Origin of the sequence: Bacillus cereus group sp. BfR-BA-01309, assembly GCF_022664315.1 — a bacterium.
GTDB classification, from domain to species: Bacteria; Bacillota; Bacilli; order Bacillales; family Bacillaceae_G; genus Bacillus_A; species Bacillus_A mobilis.
Map to the genome: position 1 here is coordinate 207,530 of NZ_JAKUHE010000002.1, position 20,010 is coordinate 227,539.

The window sequence follows — 20,010 nt, forward strand, 5'->3', positions numbered from 1 at the left end:
ACTCTTAGCTTTTTTTATGCATAATGATCGCAAGTTTGGCGCTTCAGTAATTTATGAGGAATAATAATACACTTTGCAGTAGACTCCGCATTCTCTACTTTATCCACTAAAGCTTTTGCTGCCTCATACCCTAGTTGATATATATTCACATCAACTGTCGAAAGTGGCGGACTCGCAATTTCTGATAATAAAGCATTATTAAAGCTTACAATAGAAACATCCTTCGGTACAACAAATCCTTTTTTAGAAAGTGCACTTAACACACCAAGTCCAATTAAATCATCCGTTGCCACAATTGCTGTCGGTGGTTGCTTCAGCCCCATTAACTCCTCAACGGCTTGTTGACCACTCTCCCTTGAAAAATCAAAATGTAAAATATACTCTTTTGGTAATACAATGTCTGCTAATTTTAAAGCATCACTCATACCAGCCAAACGATCTCTCGTTACAAGTAAATCTGATCCACCGCCGATAAACGCGATTTGTTTATGACCTAATGAAATCAAATATTCTGCCACTTCTCTTGCAGCTGTATAATTGTCATTATCTACATATGTAATTTCATCTTTTCGATCATACGGTTTCCCAATTAAAACAAACGGGAAATTTTGTTCATGCAAATATTGAATAATCCGATCATTCTCTCTTGAATATAAAAGAATAATGCCACCAATTTGACGTCCCTGTACCATCTTTACAACACCATTAAAAATTTCATCTTCCGTTTCACCTGTCGACATATAAAGCGCATATCCTTCCACATGTGCAAATGAACTAATCCCTCTTATAACTTCTGGGAAAAACGGATTTTGAAAAGCTTTACTTGCAGAACTTGGCATAACAAGTCCAAGTGTTTTCGTTGTTTGGTTAGCTAGATTTCTTGCGTTTAAATTGGGATGATACCCTAGTTCACTCATTACTTTCCGAACACGGCGCTTTGTTTTTTCACTTATACTTGGATTATCAGCAATTACACGAGAAACGGTAGATGGTGCTACATTCGCCTTCTTCGCCACATCTTTAATTGTAACTGTCATAAAAATCCCCCTCCTCTCACTTCTCTGTCATTTTTTATATTTTAATCTTGCACCCGTTGCAAGTAATAGGAGAAGTCATTAACTTTTATTGAGTCTATCTTGTAAAACCTATCATATTCTCCCTCTCCATGTATTGTAAGGGATATAGCTCTTTTTTCCTATACTATAATATACTATTTATTTCACTTCTTTTCATATGTGATGTCAAATCTCTTTTCATCGCCCTATAAAATTTTTTATAGGGCGATGAAAAGAAAAATGGGACGTAACGTCCCATTTTTCATCCTTTCGTACCTCCAGCAGTTAAACCAGAGATAAAGTATTTTTGTAGTGATAGGAATAAAATTGAAATTGGGATTGCAATCAATACTGAACCCGCTGCGAACGTTGTAAATTCATTACCAAATTTCTTCGCTACCATTTCATATAAGCCAACTGCTAATGTATAATTTTCTGGTGTGCGCAAAATAACACTCGCTAAAATGAAATCTGTAAATGGACCGATGAAAGTAAATAACGCCACAACCGCTACGATTGGCTTTGCAAGTGGCATAATGATTTGCCAAAAAATACGGAAATGTCCTGCCCCATCCATACGAGCTGACTCATCCAATTCTTTCGGAATCGTATCAAAATATCCTTTCATAAGCCATGTATTCATTGGAATTGCCCCGCCTACATAAATTAAAATTAATGCAAGGTGCGTATCGATTAACCCTGTTAACTGTGCTAATACGTATAGAGCGATTAGCGCCGCAAAGTTCGGAATCATTTGTAGAATTAAAAATGTTAATAAACCATTTTTTCTCCCAACAAAACGGTATCTTGAAAATGCATAAGCTGTAAAACTAATTGCTAACACTGAGAAAATCATCGTTATAACACTTACTTTTAATGTGTTTTTATACCATAGTAAATAATTACTATTCTCTAAATCTAATAACTTACGATAATGATCTAACGTTGCATTTTGCGGAATAATACTTGATCCAGATAAACTATCACCCGGATTAAACGATGAGCCAATAATCCATAATAACGGATAGAAAATGATGGCACACATTACGAAAATAACGAAATAACTTAATGAGAGACGTAACATCTTTTGTCTTTTAATATTCATTTACATCATATCCTCTTCTTGGAATGATTTTGTTCTCTTAAATTGCCATAACGCAACTGTAATAACGATTAACGATAATATCATTGTAAGAGCTGCCGCTTTCCCGTACTGCGCTGAAGTCATCGTTAACTTATAAATCCATGAAATTAAAATATCCGTTCCACCTGCGTCTTGTCCAGCTACAGCAGGACCTCCACCATTAAATAAATAGATGATACTAAAGTTATTAAAGTTAAACGTATATTGCGTAATTAATATTGGTGCTGTTGCATATAGAACAAGTGGCAATGTAATTTTACGAAACTGTTGCCAAGCTGTAGCTCCATCTACTGTAGCAGCTTCATATAACTCCCCTGGAATCGATTGCAGTATACCTGTTGTCATTGCAAAGACGAACGGGAATCCAAGCCACGTTTGAATCATAATTAAAGCGATTTTTGCCCAAAACGGATCTGTCATCCAAGCAATCTTTTCGATTCCAAATAACGCCAATACTTGATTGTTAATTGCTCCAAATGTTTCATTAAACATACCAGAGAAAACAAGAATAGATACGAATGCTGGGACCGCCCACGGTAAAATGAAGATTGTTCGAATAATTGCCTTCCCTTTAATACCAGGCTGATTTACGATAATCGCTAAGAAAATACCAAGCGCAACTTGTAATGTCGTTGCAACGAATGTCCAAATGACAGTCCAAGAAAATACGCTTAAAAATGTCTCTCTCCACATCGGTAATGTAAAGATATCAATAAAGTTTTTGAAGCCCACCCAATCTACTAATTTAGCTGGAGGAGAGTGGTATAAATCATAATTCGTAAATCCAATTAAAATTACGAAGATGATTGGAAATACAACTACAAAGATAAGTAATAGAAAACCTGGTGAAACCATTAAATATGGAAAACCTTGATCTAGTAAATTACGGTATTGCTCTTTTACAGAGTTTAATGGGGTTCCTATATCACGTTTCTTCCCGTTTTGGTATGCATCATATAAATTAAATGCATATATTCCGAGTCCAAACACGATGACAATGAGTGCCAAGATTCCTTCTACTAATAGAAAGACAGAATGGTCACGTGGAACTTCTGTACCAAGCGTTACAATTCCCCATAATCCCATATTTAATAAATCAGCAAATGCTACAATAAATGAACCTGTTAATACTAGAAAAATAAGACCTTTTACAAATTGTTTATTATACATTTGGCCCATGCCTGGAATGATTGATAACATGGTTGCCATTTTCCTATGTTTTGAACCGTTTAAGCCGTTTGCTGGTTCCAATGTTTGCATGTTCCTTCCCCCTTTTTTCTGGGAGAGAATTCGTGCCTCTCATATTAGAGGCACGAATTTCACCTTATTTTTGCTTACTATGATTTGCCTCAATATTACCTTTAATTTGCTTCACTGCATTATCAAGTGCTGCTTTTGGTGCCTCTTTCTCCGTAACAACTAATTGAAGCGCATCTCCAGCTGGTTTCCATACTTCTTGCATTTCTGGAATGTTTGGCATTGGAATTCCATTTTCAGATTGCGTTGCAACTGCTTTTGCAGCTTCATTATCTTTAATAATTGGATCTTCCATTACTGATTTTACTGGAGGAATTTCTTTTGTTTTCTCAAATCGAATTTTTGCGTTTTCTTCATTCGTTACCCATTCAGTGAACTTTGTAGCTAAATCATTTTGTTTAGAGAAACTTGTTACATGCCATCCTTTAACCCCAACAAACGTTTTCATTGGTTGACCATTTGGTAATTTAGGCATTGGAGCAACACCATAATCAATTCCGTTCTTTTCCATCGCTTGGAACGCCCAAGGTCCGTTCATGATAGATGCTGCTTTTCCTTCGTTAAATAGTCCATCAGCAGCAGGTCCACCAGATTCACCGATAATACCTTTCGGGAATAACTTTTCTTTGTACCATTTTTGAAGGTATTCCGCACCTTGTACTGCTCCGCTATTATTTAATCCAACATCACTTGCATTTGGCTTTCCATCTTTTTCACCAAACACATAGCCACCCATACCTGCCATGAATGCATTAGCAAAGTAGAAGTTATCTCCTAGTGTTAAAAATCCGTACTTGCCATCCTTCGTAAATTCTTTCGAGAAGTTAAACAGCTCGTCCATCGTTTCTGGTGCTTTTGGCATTAATTTTTTATTGTAAATAAAGATTGGTGTCTCAATTGCTTTTGGTAAACCATATAATTTCCCGTTATATGTCTGTGCTGCTATTGATGAATCAGTAAATTTACTCTTTACAGCATCATCAGCTTTCACTTCTGAAAGTAAACCTTCTGTTACTGCGTTTCCGATTTGATCATGTGGCAATGTTACAACATCTGGTCCAGTCCCCGCTGGTCCATCAAGGCGTAACTTCTTCACTTGATCTGTCATTTGCATTTCAACAACTTTTACTTTTACTTTATATTTTTCCTCAAAACTTTTCACTGCTGGTTCTAAAGCAACACCTTTTTTATCATCTTCCCAAACGAGAAGATCGTAATCTTTCTTTGCTTTACTTTCTTCTTTCTTCCCTGAATCTTTCGGTCCACATGCAGATAACATACCAATTGATAATGCTGAAATCGTTAATAATGATAATGCTTTCTTCATCCCAAAAACCTCCCTAAGTTATATATGTACCTTACTATTTGAAAACGTTTGCATTGAATAGTTTAATAGAAGCGCAAACAATATCTCAATCTATGAAAACGTTTGCGCTATTTGTCTATCATTATACATTCTTTTATTCATTTTGCAAATATTAATTTTTAAAATATTATTACTATACTCCTTATACATTGACTTTATATGAAATGAATACTACTCTTATAAGCAATATTAAAGCTATGCAAAAGGCAATCGTTTGCAACATATGCTTTATTATTACACGTAAGGGAACAATAAGTATGGAGATATTAAAGGGGGATTTTCTATATGCTTAAAGAAGCCATTTATCATAGGCCAAAAGATAATTACGCATACGCTTACGATGAAAAAACGATTCACATCCGAATACGTACTCAAAGAGACGATATTCAAAGCGCCACTCTTATTTACGGTGATCCTTATGACTGGAAAGACGGGAAATGGATTACATCAAATACACCGATGAAAAAAACTGGTTCTACCGCATTGTTTGATTATTGGTCCATTTCTATCGAACCGAAATTTAAGCGCTTACGTTATGGATTCGAATTAAAAAATGATACAGAAACGCTTATTTATTCAGAACGCGGATTTTTCTCTACCATTCCAAATGATGACGTTGGTAACTTTTTCTGTTTTCCATTTATTCATGCAAATGATGTATTCAAAGCACCTTCTTGGATTAAAGAAACCGTTTGGTATCAAATTTTCCCAGAACGGTTCGCGAATGGTGATCCTGCACTAAATCCAGAAAACACTCTTCCTTGGGGCTGTGCTGAGCCAACTCCAACTAATTTTTTCGGTGGAGATTTTGCTGGTATTATTCAAAACCTTGATTACCTTGTGAAGCTTGGAATTTCAGGGATATACTTCACACCTATTTTCAAAGCACATTCAAACCATAAATATGACACAATTGACTACATGGAAATCGATCCGCAATTCGGGACGAAAGAAACGTTCAAAGAACTCGTTCAGGCATGTCATACACACGGTATAAAAGTAATGCTCGATGCCGTGTTTAATCATAGTGGATACTTTTTCGATAAATTCCAAGACGTGCTAGAAAACGGTGAGAAGTCTGCTTATAAAGAGTGGTTCCATATTCATGAATTTCCAATTAGAACTGAGCCACTTCCGAATTACGATACTTTCGCGTTTACACCGTATATGCCTAAATTAAATACAGCACACCCGGATGTAAAAGAATACTTACTTGAAGTTGGGCGTTACTGGGTAAGAGAATTCAATATAGACGGTTGGCGCCTTGATGTAGCAAATGAAGTCGATCACAGTTTTTGGAGAGAATTCCGAAGTGAGATAAAGACATTAAATCCTGAAGTATATATTTTAGGAGAAATTTGGCACGATGCACTTCCATGGCTACAAGGAGATCAATTTGATGCTGTAATGAGCTATCCTGTTACAAACGCTCTACTTTCTTACTTTGCTAACGATTCCATTAAAGCAAATGAATTTATGAAACAAATTACAGAATCTCTCCATTCCTACTCTATGAATGTAAATGAAGCAGCGTTTCATTTATTAGACAGCCATGATACACCAAGAATATTGACAACATGTAACGGAGATAAAAATAAATTAAAGTTACTTTATGTATTCCACCTTTCTTTCATCGGCTCTCCTTGTATTTATTATGGAGACGAAATTGGTATGGACGGCGGTATGGATCCAGCTTGCCGCAAATGTATGATTTGGGATACGAAAGAACAAGATCATCTATTATTTACACATATACAAACATTAATTTCATTACGAAAGCAATATAAAGCATTTGGAGGACATGGTACTTTCCAATTCATCGAAGCAAATGATGAACATAATTATATTTCTTATACGAAAACATATAAAGATGAAACTATCTTTTTCGTTTTAAATCCGACTGATAGTGAAGTTACTGCTTCACTCCCTCTCCATGTTACCGGAAAGAAAATCATTAACATTTATACAAACGAAGAATTTTCAGCGGAAGCAAATGCATTACAAGTTACACTTCCTCCATATGGATTCTCAATCTTAAAATGGTAATAAAAAATCCTTATACCAAGTGGTATAAGGATTTTTTATTACCATTTTAATTTAAATACCATCGCTTCATACGGACGTAATGTCATTTTATCTATCGATCCATTCTCTACGTCGTAATTGTGTATGAATAACTCTGCTTCACTATACTTAATGTCCTCAGGCAATTCAAATACACATTCTTCCGCCGTAAAGTTTGCAATGACAAGAAGTTTTTCTTCTCCATATGTTCTTACGTATGCAAAAATAGAAGGGTTATTCTCTAATATTAAATCATATGATCCATACACAATAATCTCATTATTTTTACGTAACTCAATTAATTTTTTATAGTAATAAAAAATTGAATCTTTATTTTGGATCGCTTGTTTCACATTGATTTCTTTATAGTTAGGGTTTACCGTAATCCAAGGCTCACCTGTTGTGAATCCAGCATGATTCTGATCGTCCCACTGCATCGGTGTTCTAGCATTATCTCGGCCTTTTATATAAATAGACTGCATCACTTTATCTATATCTTCACCGCGCTCTATCACTTTTTCCTTATACATATTTAATGTTTCAATATCTCGATATTCATCAATCGATTCAAATCGAACGTTTGTCATTCCGATTTCTTCTCCTTGATAAATATACGGTGTTCCTTTCATCATATGAAGTACCGTCGCTAACATTTTAGCAGATTCAATGCGATACATTTCATCATTACCAAAACGAGATACAACGCGAGGCTGGTCATGGTTATTCCAATACAGGCTATTCCATCCAGTATGCTCTAATGCTTTTTGCCATTTCGTTAAATTCTCTTTTAAAGTAAGGAGTGAGCATGGTTTTACATCCCATTTTCCGCCTTCTCCTGAATCTAAATCCATATGTTCAAATTGGAATACCATCTGCAGTTCTTTTCGTTCTTCCCCAGTGTACATTTTCGCCTCTTCTGTCGTTACACCAGGCATTTCACCAACCGTCATAATATCATAATGAGACAATACTTCTTCATTCATTTCATGTAAATATTTATGAATGTTTGGACCGTTCATAAAATGCTTATGACCTGAAACATATCCCTCTTCTTCTGTTTCAACAGCTGGTAAGCCCTCTTCTTTAGAAATAAAATTAATAACATCCATACGGAAGCCATCAATTCCTTTTTCTAACCAAAACTTCATCATTCCATAAACATCTTGTCTTACCTTTTCATTATCCCAATTTAAATCCGGCTGTTTTTTAGAAAACAGATGTAAATAATATTCATCTGTCATTTCATCATACTTCCATGCTGATCCACTAAAAGCTGCTCCCCAGTTGTTCGGCTCTTTTCCTTCTTTTCCAGGACGCCATATATAGTAATCTCTATATTTATTATCTTTTGATTTACGTGATTCAATAAACCAATTATGTTCATCAGAAGTATGATTAACAACTAAGTCCATCATAAGTTTCATATTACGTTCATGCATTTCATGTAATAGCTCATCCCAATCTTCCATCGTTCCGAACTCATTCATAATTTTACAATAATCACTTATATCATAACCATTATCATCATTTGGAGATTCATAGACTGGCGATAACCAAATGACATCAATCCCTAATTCTTTTAAGTAATCTAACTTTGAAATAATACCACGAAGATCACCAATACCATCACCGTTACTATCCATAAAGCTACGAGGATAAATTTGATATACTACACTTTCTTTCCACCACTGTTTTTCCATTATGCTACCCCATTTCATTAATAATTCGATTTTCTTTTTTAAGGCGCAAACGTTTTCATTAATGAATGATAACAGATTCTATCTTAATTTAAAATAGCGCTTACAACTTTTGTTCATATTTTTTCTAAGAAAACATATGAAAATTACTAATATTCCTCTAACAAATGAAAACGTTTTATTTTTTTGTTTATTTTTTAAATCTATTAGTTTATAATGAACTCAAAGAAAACGTTTGCATAATTATTTCTAGGGGGAAATACCATGGCAGAACTGAAATTAGAAAACATTTATAAAATATATGATAATAACGTAACAGCTGTAACAGACTTCAATTTACACATTCAAGATAAAGAGTTTATCGTATTTGTCGGTCCTTCTGGATGCGGAAAATCTACAACATTACGAATGGTGGCTGGGCTTGAAGATATTTCAAAAGGAGAGTTTTCAATTGATGGTAAGCTGATGAATGATGTCCCTCCAAAAGATCGCGATATCGCAATGGTCTTCCAAAACTATGCTCTATATCCACATATGAGTGTGTATGATAATATGGCATTTGGATTAAAACTTAGAAAAATACCAAAAGATGAAATCGATCGTCGTGTGAAAGATGCGGCAAAAATTTTAGGACTGGAACAATATTTAGATAGAAAACCGAAAGCGTTATCTGGTGGACAACGTCAACGTGTTGCGTTAGGTAGAGCAATTGTTCGAGACGCGAAAGTTTTCTTAATGGATGAGCCTTTATCTAACTTAGACGCGAAATTACGTGTTGCAATGCGCTCAGAAATTTCTAAATTACACCACCGTCTTGGAACGACAACAATTTACGTAACACATGATCAAACAGAAGCAATGACAATGGCTTCACGCCTTGTTGTTATGAAAGACGGAAAGATTCAACAAATCGGAACTCCAAAAGAAGTATATGAAACACCTGAAAATATTTTCGTTGGTGGATTTATCGGCTCTCCAGCGATGAATTTCTTCCGTGGTAAATTAACTGAAAACGATTTCGTTATAGACAATACAATAAAGCTCAAAGTATCTGAAGGAAAAATGAAGATGTTACGTGAACAAGGCTATGTAAATAAGGAAATTGTTTTAGGCATTCGCCCTGAAGACATTCATGATGAACTCTTATTTTTAGAAGCTTCTCAATCTACTACTTTCAAAACAAAAATCGAAGTTGCTGAGTTACTTGGTGCTGAATCTATTTTATATATGAAACTTGGAGATCAAGATTTTGCAGCACGTGTTGATGCAAGACATACATTTTCACCTGGTGACGAAATTAAACTAGCATTGGATATGAATAAAGCGCATTTCTTTGATAACCAAACTGAGCAACGTATTCGTTAAAAAATAACTTTCTACTATATAAGATACAAAAAAACCGTCCACATATTTTGAGGGCGGTTTTCATTATTATACGAGGGCTTCTACTGTATGAAATGATTGTCCTTTCGTGCCAATAATACCGAAAATCGGTAAGTCACTCAGCACCACTTCTTCTTGCTGTTTCATAAAAGATGACGTTAATTGTTTTATCTCTATCCAAACGTCATTAATACAAAGTACATTGGAATCGTTCTCTTGTTGGCGAGAAAAAATAGAATCTATTTTATATAAACCAGCATTTTGAAAAAGCATATCAATGCGACTGAATGCATTCAAAGTAACACTGATAACGCGTTGCCAATCTCCTTGCTTTTCCATATCATAGGATACAAAAAGTGCTTCTCCGCCTAGATTCGTAATTTCCTCCACTGTTGCTTGTCCACTTTCTTGATCAATGTCCGTCACAATTACTTTTGCGCCTTGTTTAGCCAACAAAAGAGCTGTATTACGTCCAATACCGATGCCACCGCCAGTTACGATAGCAACTTTTCCTGCAAGCTTCATTTTCATTACCCCTTCTATAAGTCTTACCGTTATTCAGTATACTGCTTTATAAGATTAGTCTGCAAGCAAGAAAAGTTGCTCATTCGTTTGTAAACGTTTACTTTTTTGTTTCTTCTTTTTTCTTACTATTACGCTGATCAAAAACTAAACCGATGAAAATTAAAATCCCCCAAAAGATTACGCTACCTCCAGTCATTTCAATTTCCCCCTTATTATATAAAGATATTATTTTAATTATTATAACATTTTCTTAATTTTCAATCTATTAAAACCGAAAATGATATGGATTAACTTTTTCTTATTATATATCCTTTAAAATATATTTGAATAATAAAAAAAGACCCTCTTATTTTATGTATAAAAAGGTCTCTGTTTTATTATACAAGACTTATCACTTTTGTTTTTGTAATTAAATCTTGAAAACCACAATTATCTTTGCGGAATAACATCATATATACGTTACATAATATCGGAATTCCAAGTAGCAATATGTTCGGTAATAACAATACAAAAAATCTTATAATTAATGTTTGTAATGTTAATTTTTCACTCTTCAATGAAATTAATTTTATTCTCGTTACCTTTTTACCAAGTGTAACACCGTTCCAAATAAAGGGTACCAAAATAAAATATATCGCCATTAATATAAAAACTACTGCGAGATCATATCTATAATCACCAAAACTAATATTAAAGCGATTAAAAATAGCACTATAATTTCCGGTCATAATAGCTACTACTGCACCATACATAACCGAGATTAAAAACATGTCAATTAGGGAAGCACCTATGCGATTCATTACAAGCGCTGGACGATGCATCTTTAACTTCATTTTATGTCGACTCCTTCATATCCTTCTTTACCCGTCTCATCGTACCACTTCTAAAAAACATTGTAAACTAGCGTTTCTCTTACTTTTCTTGTACAATGTGTTACAACAGCATTATAAAGGAGGTTCCCATATTGAAAAAATGGATAATCCTATTCGTCGCATTCCTATTAGCCGGTTGTGCTGGAAATACAAATCATATAACTTATACGATTAACGATGAATACGAACTCATACGTACTTCTGGAAATGCATTTGAACTTTTCCCATCGCAAGATGCTGTATATGCTACACAATACATTCCTGCAAAACTTACAGACATAGCTTGGGATGATAAATACATTATTGCAAAACAAATTGAGGAAAAATCAGATCCGAATAACCCTGACGGGGCAATTGCAAATAAAAAAAGTGAGTATTATTGGATTATCGACGTAAAGCATAATAAACGGTTTGGCCCGTATAATGAAAAGCAATTTAATGAACAAAAAGATGCGTTTAAAATTAAGGTACCTTTTCAAAGTGTAGATTCATACATAAAAGAACAGAAAAAACAGTCAGCATAGTTGTTTGAGCGCTGACTGTTTTTTCTTACATATTTTTAAAAAACTCTTACTCAGAAAGTGAGATGTTAAAAGTTTGTGGCTCTTTTACAACATCTTGCGTTTCTATATCTGCTGCGATTACATTATCTGTTGTAAACTTAATATCCTTTACCTTTTCTTTTCCATCATCAAGTATTAAGCCGATAATACCATCTCTTGTTTCACCAGGCTTATAGTCTTCTCTTGATACATTTTTTGTACCAACGAGCGTATCTTCATCATATAAAAAGTTTTGAGTTGCTACTTTAAAATGTTGCTTATCATTAATCGTAACATCATTCATAGAGAAAAATTGCATATTTTTATTCCCGCTATTTTCCACCTTATATGTAATTTCAACGTAACGAATCGTATCACTAATCTCAGTACCACTGATCGATGCATATAACTCCGCATCTTCTTGACTTACTTTATCTCCTAATCTACGCTTTACTTCTTCAGGAGTTAATGCCGTATATACTTTTAATGTATTTTTTGCATCTTTACTCATCTGCGATAAAGAGATTACTTTCACATCTTGTACGTGAATTTTCATTGGTGCTACTTCAAATGTTTGATTCACAGAATGGATCTGTTCTAATTTAAAAGTACCCCATCCTGTTTCTTTCACTTTTTGTCCTACTTTTTTCAGCTCACGCCCACCATATTCTTTTGTTTCAGGAATAGATTCTTTCTTCTTCGGTTCAGCTTTCTTTTCTTCTTGATGGAAGCAACCACTTAACATAAGAAGAAAACTACATAAAACAAAAATACTTTTCCATGCTTTCATCATATAATTTCTCCTAACACTATCATTCAGTAATGTAAATTAGTCCCTTGCTTTGTAAACTATAGAAACAATGAGAAGTCCACAAAACGAACTTGTCAGTCCAGATACTATTATACCTCCTATTTGGAAAATATGAAAATAGGGATCTATAAACGCATGAACGATAAATACTAGAGCTGCGACAATGATTGACGAAACCCAATACTTCCTTTTTTCTGAAGCTATCATAATATCTTTCCCTGTTTCATCTTTATACTTCCATAGTACGTATAATAGTAATAATAAACCTACACATGTACTTCCGTGTTGCATGTATTTATACATTGGAATACTATGTAATTCTCTTTGTAACAATGCTATTTTCATAACAAAGTAGCCTGTATGATGAGTAAACGCATCCCAAACGACATGCGTGAGCATACCAAATAAAGCGGAATAGCAAAATACAAAGAAATCCTTCCATGTATGAAGCCCCCACCTCTCATCTACTGCATATGTATAGTAGCCAGCAAACGGTTTAGGTAAATGTGTTATAAACGGCTTTTTTAAAATGTAATGATATATGTATGCGAGTAGAAATACAAGCGGTAAATTTAAATATAAGAACCCAAGCCATGTATGGCCAATAACACCATACGGTCTAAAGTGTAAAAAATATTCAAAATCAGGCGCCATACTCCCTAATATAAGAGCCGTTACTGAAACATATTGAGAACGCTTTTTCACCAAAGGAAGAATTGCTGCTGGATGTGCAAATGTAAACGGCATGTTTTAACTCCTTTTCAAATCTTCAATAGGATACCATCTATCATAACGAGAGAATTGATCTTGATGCAATATTTATTTTCACATTGGAATATGGTAGTTTACATGTTATAATCCACATGAAATATTCAGAAAATAAGGAGGGGTTCACGTGTCATTAACACTTGTCTTTTTTCTTGTTCTGTTTATCTTTTTTATGTACATACATTGGCTTCTTTCTATGGAAGCACTACAAAATTATAAAGTGAAACTTTAATCAGTGGGGGTTTTCTTCATCCCCCACTGATTATTAGTTGAACCAATCTGACTTTTATGGGCAGTTGATCCCCCATCTAACTTCCTTGCTTTCGCTGAATTTTGAGGTGGGGGTCTTACTGCCCATTAAAGCGGGATAAAATATATGCCTGCTCTCGTTGGTTTTATAAGCGTTCTTTTTATTTTCATATGGAAGAGAATGTCTTTTGGCTGGGAAGGTATCGTTTTTGGTGCACTTCAATATACAATTTTATTCGCAAGTTGTCTTACACTTGTATTTGCTGCTTTTTTAGAATCAAAATCCGTTATGAATTGAGGTTTATATATTGATTGACGTACCCTTTTTAAAAAATGTCACATTAAAAAAAGAAAATATCCCTAGTTTTTCCGCATATCCTTACTGTTTACCCGCTATCCGAACATTACAATCTCTAGCTTTTCATCCAAATGTAACATTCATTATTGGAGAAAACGGAACCGGTAAATCAACATTACTCGAAGCAATTGCTATTGCCTTAGGATTTAATGCAGAAGGTGGAACGAAGAATTTTCGCTTTAGTACAAACGATTCACATTCATCTTTACATGAATACCTGCGAATTTCCAAAAGTTTCAATACACCCAGCGACGGTTTCTTTCTTCGCGCTGAATCATTTTATAACGTTGCTTCTTATATTGATGAAATGGATGCCGATCTAGAAGCACGCGGAAATCCAATTATTGACTCATATGGCGGTACCTCACTCCACAAACAATCACACGGTGAATCATTTTTCTCCTTATTTATGAATCGTTTTTCAGGACAAGGTTTATACATTTTAGATGAGCCTGAGGCCGCTCTATCACCAATGAGACAACTTTCCATGCTCATTCGAATGCACGAACTAGCGGAACAAGGTTCACAATTTGTTATTGCGACGCATTCTCCTATTTTAATGGCTTATCCTGAATCTACTATATACTCTTTAACACAAGAAGGGATTCATGAATCCACATTAGAAGACACTGAGCATTATCAAACGATGAAACTGTTCTTTGAAAACCGTGATCGACTATTCCAGCATCTATTTGAATCGTAAAAAAGAAGCAGCAATCGCTGCTTCTTTTTTATAGTGCTTCTATAAATAACGCTACCCCAATACCGCCGCCGACGCATAGAGAGGCAATTCCTTTTTCTAACCCGCGTCTCTTCAATTCATGAATTAAACTTACCGTAATACGAGCTCCTGTACAACCGATTGGATGTCCAAGTCCTACACCACTACCGTTTACATTCACTTTTTCACGGTCTAAACCTAATTCTTTCTCTACAGCTAAGTATTGAGCCGCGAAAGCTTCATTGATTTCCAGTAAATCAGCATCTTCTAATGACCAATCTACTTTTTCTAATCCTTTACGAATTGCTGGTGCTGGTCCAATACCCATAATTTTCGGATCTACTCCAGCTACTGAGTATCCAACAATTCTAGCTAACGGTTGTAAGCCTTTTTCTTTCGCTTTTTCTTCGCTCATTAATACTAGAACCGCACTTCCGTCATTCAGGCCAGATGCATTCCCTGCAGTTACTGATCCGTCTTTGCGGAAAGCTGGTTTTAATCCTGCTAATTTTTCCGCTGTAATATCTGCACGTGGATGTTCATCCTTCGAAAATACTACTTCTTTTCTACGTTCTTTTATCGTAATAGGAACAATTTGATCGTCAAAGTATCCAGACTCAATTGCTTGCAGTGCCAATGTATGGCTACGAAGCGCAACTTCATCTTGTTCCTCTCTTGTAATTTCATATTGGTCAACTAGATTTTCAGCTGTTTCACCCATCATAATATGGTGAATCGGATCTTCTAATACTTCCCACACCGTATCACGAATTTCTCCGTGCTGTAGACGTTGTCCCCAGCGGTGCTGTTTTAATGCATAAGGGCTTGAACTCATTGCTTCTACTCCACCTGCAATAACAACATCACTTACACCTAATTGAATTTGCATTGCAGCTGACATAATTGCTTGCATACCTGAAGAACATTGGCGTTGGATTGTATAACCCGTAACTGTGTCAGGAAATCCTGCCGCTAATGCAGCTGTTCTTGCAGTATTTGCTTCATCAGTTCTTTGAATACAATGACCTAAAATTACTTCATCAACTTCGTGTGGTTCTACCCCGCCTCGTTTTACAGCTTCCTGAAGTACAGGAACCGCTAATTCTACTGGCGTTACATTTTTTAGCGCTCCTCCAAAAGTTCCAATTGGCGAACGAACTGCAGCTGTAATAACAACATTATGCATTTTGCACTTGCCCCTCTCTTATGTACCCTAGTCAGTTTTTAGGTGAAATTCCATAAGATGTATGTCTACATCTATCATACTATAAACATACTAAAAAATCAAAATATTTAATATAATAAAAATAGAAGGAATTAACCTTCTATTCTGTTAATGCATATAAAAATTTTTGTAAAATTTTCTCTGTCGTTTCATTCAATTTTGGTAACTTATCTACCTGAAAATATTGAAGCTTCAATCCCTCATGATCAAGCCTTAATTCTCCACTCACATGATGCCCCTGATACAGATGAATAACATTAAAAATTTCATCCCCATTAGGATAACGGAAATATACTTCTTTTCCTGATAAGACACCTAGAAATTGCATTATTTTTGCAGTTAATCCCGTCTCCTCAAATAATTCTCGGCGAGCAGTTTCTTCTGTCGTTTCTCCTAGCTCCATCGCACCGCCAGGTACACCCCAATCATATGTATCTGAACGATATTGAAGCAATACTTCTTGATTATCATTTAGTATAATTATTGCTGATCCAACGAGAATAAGTGGTCTTGTCCCAACGACTTTGCGTAACTCTTCAATATACCCCATTATGTAAACTCTCCTTTCCTCACCCTCCCTTATCATAACAAAATTTTTCTCCTTTTGTTGATGTAATTTCCAAGAAAAAAAAGGAAGCTTTCGCCTCCCTTTTTCATCCTTATTTCTTAAAACTTTCATATTTTACAGCTTCAAAAGCTTCTTCAATTTCATCATTACGATAATGAACATATGTAAAACGTCCTAACTCTACTAATCTTGCTATTTCTTGTAACGCTTTATGTTGCTCATATGTTTCCTCCAGCTTAATATGTACATAAAACTTCATTAATGGATGTTCATATAAAGGTTCTCCCACCTCTACATATACATCTTCAACCCCTTGTACAACTCTTACATAACTTGCAAATTGATAAAGAGCTTCTCTGTCTGAAACGATTTTTAATGTATACATATATTCTCCCCCTTTTCTTTACTATATCAAAAAGATGATCACACTACGTTATAGAACTATGAAATTTTTTCGACTTGTAATAAATAAGGCGTTTATCCATACATCGGGTCTTTTCCCAACATATATTATAAGAAGAATTTTTTCAGTTGAGGTGTTCCTTATGGATCCATACGTCAATATATGTATTTGCATTACTCCAGGCGCCGATATTTCTGATGACCGTATCGCAAAAGATTTAGCAGTTGCAGAGTCAATTTGGCACCCGATTACATTTCAAATTAAAGACGTAATTATTTTAAATGAACTTTTTCGTTTTTCTGACCGTGAAATTAGTTATAAAAATTCTATTCAAAGTCAGGAAAAATTAGCATCCTTTTTCCAAACGTGTGTAAATGAAGCTCCTGAATGCGACCTTTACATTTGTTATATTGGCAGTGATTATTTCAAAGAAACAGCAGTAATTGCCTGCGCTTACTCTTTAGCAAAACAACAGCAACTTACTGGTTATATCGTTTTAACAAATTCGGCTGCTCCTATGAAAAATATATATACGCTCGCTCATGAAATCGGTCATATTTTATTTACAAGACGTATTCATGGAAAACTTACTCACGCAGATCCTCATTCCCCAACTGGCTCGGAGCACCATCCTTCTCCATCAAATCTTATGTATCCAATAGTCCCGCACCCTGAAAATGTCCATATTCAGTCCCTATTAACGAACGAACAAAAAACACTCTCTTTACAAAGTTCTTTATTACAAAGAAAAAAACAGTAACCGTCATGTTACTGTTTAAAAACAACTTATTCCAATTAACAAACGAAAGCACGGCTGCAAAGGATACACTACACATCTAAACCGAATCCCTCTAAAAATCAAAATATAGTATTTCTTTGGAAATAATTTTTTGTATATCCAGAGCAGCCCTTTTCCTATAATAAAAAAATTCAATTCGTTCACTATTAATATAAAGCTAGCTTACAGTTTTTTTCTCCTCATTTTTTAAAGACCATCGCATTAATACATATAAACTTCCGTACAGAAGTACAGATTCTAACATTCCCCAGTATGGATTTTTCTCTCCTAACGCTTTAAATAGAAACATAATGACTAGCGGTACGATAACAGCTAATATTCCAATCCATCCAAGTATGTACGCTTCACCAATTAACAACACTAATAAGACAATTCCAGCTAGTATATAACTTTGCATAGTAGTTAATTGTAATACAGGTGTCCCGTACCATTTATTCATAAACATTAATAATACTAGTAATAAAATTGGTAGCAAAGATGCTACATAAATAATGCTAAATTCTTTTATTTTGCTCTTAAATGAAGACATTTTAAAAGCAAATATAGTCCCCACAATAGTAATCATTAAAACAATTGGATACCCAATCAACTGTACATTTGTTAATGTAAATTCATGATTAGGATTTTCAAATAATATATTAGTTAGTAGCCAATATCCGCCAATACCAATTATCATCGCAAGAATACTCTTTATACTCCCGCCTTTATCCTTTTCCATCTCTTTCGCTAATTCTTCCGCATACTCTTTTGGTGAATCACCAAATATATCCTTTACCGTCTTTCCCTCTTTCTCGCCTTCTATTAAATGAAGTTCTGCATCTTCTAGAAAGGCGTCCACATCTTCCTCTTTCATTCCTTTTGTTATTAAATACACTTTCGTATCGATTAAAAACTTTTCTCCCTCTTTAGAAATCTGCATGATAACCCCTCCCTTATTTAACCGTTTCTCTTCTATTCGTCTTCAACATAATTTCAAGGAAAATTAAAATAAACAAACTTCCGTATAAACATATAATTTGAAATAATATTGGCATGAGATCTTCCGAAGTAAATGTTTTAAACAGTAACATAATTGAAAGTGGAATGATTAAATATAAGTTTTTAAACCATCCTTCAAAATATATATTTATTGCTATTGTAATAATAAAAATAGCTCCAGCTAATATATAACTTTGCGTTTGGGTGAATGTAAACATTTTTGTAGGATAAATCACATCTAATATCGTAACAACTCCTATTAAAAACATTGGCGCAACCATAACTAAAAACCACATAGAAAACCACGTTTTTGTAAAGCTTGTTACGAAGGTCATTTTACGAAGTAGAAAATTAGGACCCATAACAACTAAAATCAATGACAAACTATACCCCACGCACTGAATAATTGATATCTGTAACATTCCGTTATTCACTATTAAGATAGAAGCAATGATCCAAAACGATACGATATTCATTACTGTAAAACCAATTTGCTTCCACGTTTCCTGTCTATCCTTTTCCATTACTTTTACAAGTTCATTTGCATATTCTTTCGGTGAGCTTCCAAAAATATCTTCTACACTTTTCCCATCACTCTCACCCTCGATTAAATGAAGTTCTGCATCTTCTATAAAATTTTCAATATCGCTTTCTTTCACACCCTTTGCCACTAAAAATAATCTCATATCTAATAAAAACTTTCGTGCTTCATTTGATAGCATTATTTTTTTCTCCCCTTCCCCTCAAGTAGACGCTCTACACTACTTTGCATCGCTTCCCAGCGATCCATAAATTCATTAAGTGCTTCCTCGCCTTTTTCTGTTAATGTATAATATTTTCGCTTTGGGCCAGATGGAGATTCCTTCATTACACTTGTTATTAATCCTTCCTTTTGCATTCGTATTAATAACGGATAAATACTTCCCTCACTCGCCATTGTAAAGCCATACTTCGCTAGCTTTTCACTCATTTCATAACCGTATATTTCACCTTCAGAAATAATAGCAAGTAAGCATCCTTCTAAAATCCCTTTCAGCATTTGACTTGTCGACATAATTCGAATCCTCCCACTATCTTGTTTTACAAGATAGATAAGCGTAAGTATCTTGCTTTACAAAATAGTATAGCAGAGACTATTTTGCAAAACAAGATAGCTAACAATATTTTTCCAAATCTTTGCAGGAATTTTATTATCCGCCCTCTAAATAGAGCAATATGAGAACTT

Annotated in this window: 21 protein-coding genes and 2 pseudogenes; 6 read left to right on the forward strand and 17 right to left on the reverse strand. The window is 34.7% G+C overall.

Annotated features, from left to right (window positions below; translation table 11 throughout):
• Positions 1 to 14 precede the first annotated feature (14 nt).
• The 4 genes from malR to MR115_RS04600 form a co-directional block, all read right to left on the reverse strand.
• On the reverse strand, positions 15 to 1,037 hold the full coding sequence (gene malR / locus MR115_RS04585; protein WP_061678306.1) for a maltose operon transcriptional repressor MalR: 1,023 nt from the start codon (positions 1,035 to 1,037) through the stop codon (positions 15 to 17).
• A 280-nt stretch (positions 1,038 to 1,317) separates the two neighbouring features.
• Positions 1,318 to 2,160, reverse strand: coding sequence for a maltosaccharide ABC transporter permease MalD (malD, locus tag MR115_RS04590; RefSeq protein WP_001022594.1), 843 nt, complete (start codon positions 2,158 to 2,160; stop codon positions 1,318 to 1,320).
• On the reverse strand, positions 2,161 to 3,459 hold the full coding sequence (gene malC / locus MR115_RS04595; RefSeq protein WP_071721312.1) for a maltosaccharide ABC transporter permease MalC: 1,299 nt from the start codon (positions 3,457 to 3,459) through the stop codon (positions 2,161 to 2,163).
• Positions 3,460 to 3,523: 64 nt separating this feature from the next.
• Complete coding sequence (locus tag MR115_RS04600) at positions 3,524 to 4,783, reverse strand: extracellular solute-binding protein (RefSeq protein WP_063260482.1); 1,260 nt, start codon at positions 4,781 to 4,783, stop codon at positions 3,524 to 3,526.
• Positions 4,784 to 5,107: 324 nt separating this feature from the next.
• On the opposite strand from MR115_RS04600, the gene MR115_RS04605 reads away from it, so the two are divergent.
• Positions 5,108 to 6,868: an alpha-glycosidase gene (locus MR115_RS04605; protein ID WP_242240160.1), complete on the forward strand. Its 1,761-nt coding sequence runs from the start codon at positions 5,108 to 5,110 to the stop codon at positions 6,866 to 6,868.
• 38 nt (positions 6,869 to 6,906) lie between these two features.
• Here MR115_RS04605 and malL read toward each other — a convergent pair whose 3' ends face one another.
• On the reverse strand, positions 6,907 to 8,586 hold the full coding sequence (gene malL / locus MR115_RS04610; RefSeq protein WP_242240163.1) for an oligo-1,6-glucosidase: 1,680 nt from the start codon (positions 8,584 to 8,586) through the stop codon (positions 6,907 to 6,909).
• 261 nt (positions 8,587 to 8,847) lie between these two features.
• Between malL and MR115_RS04615 the strand changes: the two genes are divergently transcribed.
• Positions 8,848 to 9,948, forward strand: a complete 1,101-nt coding sequence (locus MR115_RS04615; protein ID WP_098764838.1) for an ABC transporter ATP-binding protein — start codon at positions 8,848 to 8,850, stop codon at positions 9,946 to 9,948.
• A gap of 66 nt (positions 9,949 to 10,014) precedes the next feature.
• Here the strand turns inward: MR115_RS04615 and MR115_RS04620 are convergent, their stop codons facing one another.
• From MR115_RS04620 to MR115_RS04630, 3 genes are all read right to left on the reverse strand, one after another.
• The gene (locus MR115_RS04620; protein ID WP_000218421.1) at positions 10,015 to 10,524 is read right to left on the reverse strand and encodes an SDR family NAD(P)-dependent oxidoreductase; all 510 of its coding nucleotides are present in this window, start codon (positions 10,522 to 10,524) and stop codon (positions 10,015 to 10,017) included.
• 64 nt (positions 10,525 to 10,588) lie between these two features.
• Complete coding sequence (locus MR115_RS04625) at positions 10,589 to 10,687, reverse strand: flagellar motor protein (RefSeq protein ID WP_132131154.1); 99 nt, start codon at positions 10,685 to 10,687, stop codon at positions 10,589 to 10,591.
• A gap of 181 nt (positions 10,688 to 10,868) precedes the next feature.
• Positions 10,869 to 11,324 (reverse strand): RDD family protein, encoded by a 456-nt coding sequence (locus MR115_RS04630; protein WP_000769076.1) that lies wholly within the window; start codon positions 11,322 to 11,324, stop codon positions 10,869 to 10,871.
• Positions 11,325 to 11,455: 131 nt separating this feature from the next.
• Here MR115_RS04630 and MR115_RS04635 point away from each other — a divergent pair, with 131 nt between their 5' ends.
• A complete protein-coding gene (locus tag MR115_RS04635; protein ID WP_242240167.1) occupies positions 11,456 to 11,887 on the forward strand; it encodes a DUF3997 domain-containing protein in 432 nt (143 codons plus the stop codon).
• 46 nt (positions 11,888 to 11,933) lie between these two features.
• On the opposite strand, the gene MR115_RS04640 is transcribed toward MR115_RS04635, so the two are convergent.
• Both MR115_RS04640 and MR115_RS04645 read right to left on the reverse strand, forming a co-directional pair.
• On the reverse strand, positions 11,934 to 12,698 hold the full coding sequence (locus tag MR115_RS04640) for a hypothetical protein (protein WP_242240170.1): 765 nt from the start codon (positions 12,696 to 12,698) through the stop codon (positions 11,934 to 11,936).
• 36 nt (positions 12,699 to 12,734) lie between these two features.
• Positions 12,735 to 13,463: a DUF4184 family protein gene (locus MR115_RS04645; protein WP_242240173.1), complete on the reverse strand. Its 729-nt coding sequence runs from the start codon at positions 13,461 to 13,463 to the stop codon at positions 12,735 to 12,737.
• Positions 13,464 to 13,851: 388 nt separating this feature from the next.
• Between MR115_RS04645 and MR115_RS04650 the strand changes: the two are divergent.
• Positions 13,852 to 14,031 (forward strand): annotated as a pseudogene (locus tag MR115_RS04650) (hypothetical protein); the annotation flags it as partial.
• 10 nt (positions 14,032 to 14,041) lie between these two features.
• Entirely contained in the window at positions 14,042 to 14,794 is a 753-nt protein-coding gene (locus tag MR115_RS04655; protein ID WP_242240183.1) for an AAA family ATPase, read from the forward strand.
• A gap of 28 nt (positions 14,795 to 14,822) precedes the next feature.
• Here the strand turns inward: MR115_RS04655 and MR115_RS04660 are convergent, their stop codons facing one another.
• From MR115_RS04660 to MR115_RS04670, 3 genes are all read right to left on the reverse strand, one after another.
• Entirely contained in the window at positions 14,823 to 15,998 is a 1,176-nt protein-coding gene (locus tag MR115_RS04660) for an acetyl-CoA C-acetyltransferase (RefSeq protein WP_063223112.1), read from the reverse strand.
• 139 nt (positions 15,999 to 16,137) lie between these two features.
• Positions 16,138 to 16,587 (reverse strand): NUDIX hydrolase, encoded by a 450-nt coding sequence (locus MR115_RS04665; protein ID WP_063263325.1) that lies wholly within the window; start codon positions 16,585 to 16,587, stop codon positions 16,138 to 16,140.
• Between the two features lie 109 nt (positions 16,588 to 16,696).
• Complete coding sequence (locus MR115_RS04670; RefSeq protein ID WP_000288327.1) at positions 16,697 to 16,990, reverse strand: DUF3928 family protein; 294 nt, start codon at positions 16,988 to 16,990, stop codon at positions 16,697 to 16,699.
• A gap of 160 nt (positions 16,991 to 17,150) precedes the next feature.
• Here MR115_RS04670 and MR115_RS04675 point away from each other — a divergent pair, with 160 nt between their 5' ends.
• The gene (locus MR115_RS04675) at positions 17,151 to 17,768 is read left to right on the forward strand and encodes an ImmA/IrrE family metallo-endopeptidase (protein WP_061680444.1); all 618 of its coding nucleotides are present in this window, start codon (positions 17,151 to 17,153) and stop codon (positions 17,766 to 17,768) included.
• 78 nt (positions 17,769 to 17,846) lie between these two features.
• Here MR115_RS04675 and MR115_RS04680 read toward each other — a convergent pair.
• The 4 genes and pseudogenes from MR115_RS04680 to MR115_RS04695 all read right to left on the reverse strand — a co-directional run.
• Positions 17,847 to 17,942, reverse strand: a pseudogene (locus MR115_RS04680) (DNA-binding protein); the annotation flags it as partial.
• A 22-nt stretch (positions 17,943 to 17,964) separates the two neighbouring features.
• On the reverse strand, positions 17,965 to 18,726 hold the full coding sequence (locus MR115_RS04685) for a DUF1129 domain-containing protein (RefSeq protein ID WP_242240185.1): 762 nt from the start codon (positions 18,724 to 18,726) through the stop codon (positions 17,965 to 17,967).
• A gap of 13 nt (positions 18,727 to 18,739) precedes the next feature.
• The gene (locus MR115_RS04690) at positions 18,740 to 19,507 is read right to left on the reverse strand and encodes a DUF1129 domain-containing protein (RefSeq protein WP_242240187.1); all 768 of its coding nucleotides are present in this window, start codon (positions 19,505 to 19,507) and stop codon (positions 18,740 to 18,742) included.
• On the reverse strand, positions 19,507 to 19,839 hold the full coding sequence (locus MR115_RS04695; protein WP_000107987.1) for a PadR family transcriptional regulator: 333 nt from the start codon (positions 19,837 to 19,839) through the stop codon (positions 19,507 to 19,509). Before MR115_RS04695 ends, MR115_RS04690 begins: the two co-directional genes overlap by 1 nt.
• Positions 19,840 to 20,010 lie beyond the last annotated feature (171 nt).

Bases quoted from the DNA above. Each gene is read 5' to 3' on its own strand.
- malR (WP_061678306.1), bottom strand. From the start codon at position 1,037: ATGACAGTTACAATTAAAGATGTGGCGAAGAAGGCGAATGTAGCACCA.
- malD (WP_001022594.1), bottom strand. From the start codon at position 2,160: ATGAATATTAAAAGACAAAAGATGTTACGTCTCTCATTAAGTTATTTC.
- malC (WP_071721312.1), bottom strand. From the start codon at position 3,459: ATGCAAACATTGGAACCAGCAAACGGCTTAAACGGTTCAAAACATAGG.
- MR115_RS04600 (WP_063260482.1), bottom strand. From the start codon at position 4,783: ATGAAGAAAGCATTATCATTATTAACGATTTCAGCATTATCAATTGGT.
- MR115_RS04605 (WP_242240160.1), top strand. From the start codon at position 5,108: ATGCTTAAAGAAGCCATTTATCATAGGCCAAAAGATAATTACGCATAC.
- malL (WP_242240163.1), bottom strand. From the start codon at position 8,586: ATGGAAAAACAGTGGTGGAAAGAAAGTGTAGTATATCAAATTTATCCT.
- MR115_RS04615 (WP_098764838.1), top strand. From the start codon at position 8,848: ATGGCAGAACTGAAATTAGAAAACATTTATAAAATATATGATAATAAC.
- MR115_RS04625 (WP_132131154.1), bottom strand. From the start codon at position 10,687: ATGACTGGAGGTAGCGTAATCTTTTGGGGGATTTTAATTTTCATCGGT.
- MR115_RS04630 (WP_000769076.1), bottom strand. From the start codon at position 11,324: ATGAAGTTAAAGATGCATCGTCCAGCGCTTGTAATGAATCGCATAGGT.
- MR115_RS04640 (WP_242240170.1), bottom strand. From the start codon at position 12,698: ATGATGAAAGCATGGAAAAGTATTTTTGTTTTATGTAGTTTTCTTCTT.
- MR115_RS04645 (WP_242240173.1), bottom strand. From the start codon at position 13,463: ATGCCGTTTACATTTGCACATCCAGCAGCAATTCTTCCTTTGGTGAAA.
- MR115_RS04660 (WP_063223112.1), bottom strand. From the start codon at position 15,998: ATGCATAATGTTGTTATTACAGCTGCAGTTCGTTCGCCAATTGGAACT.
- MR115_RS04665 (WP_063263325.1), bottom strand. From the start codon at position 16,587: ATGGGGTATATTGAAGAGTTACGCAAAGTCGTTGGGACAAGACCACTT.
- MR115_RS04670 (WP_000288327.1), bottom strand. From the start codon at position 16,990: ATGTATACATTAAAAATCGTTTCAGACAGAGAAGCTCTTTATCAATTT.
- MR115_RS04675 (WP_061680444.1), top strand. From the start codon at position 17,151: ATGGATCCATACGTCAATATATGTATTTGCATTACTCCAGGCGCCGAT.
- MR115_RS04685 (WP_242240185.1), bottom strand. From the start codon at position 18,726: ATGCAGATTTCTAAAGAGGGAGAAAAGTTTTTAATCGATACGAAAGTG.
- MR115_RS04690 (WP_242240187.1), bottom strand. From the start codon at position 19,507: ATGCTATCAAATGAAGCACGAAAGTTTTTATTAGATATGAGATTATTT.
- MR115_RS04695 (WP_000107987.1), bottom strand. From the start codon at position 19,839: ATGTCGACAAGTCAAATGCTGAAAGGGATTTTAGAAGGATGCTTACTT.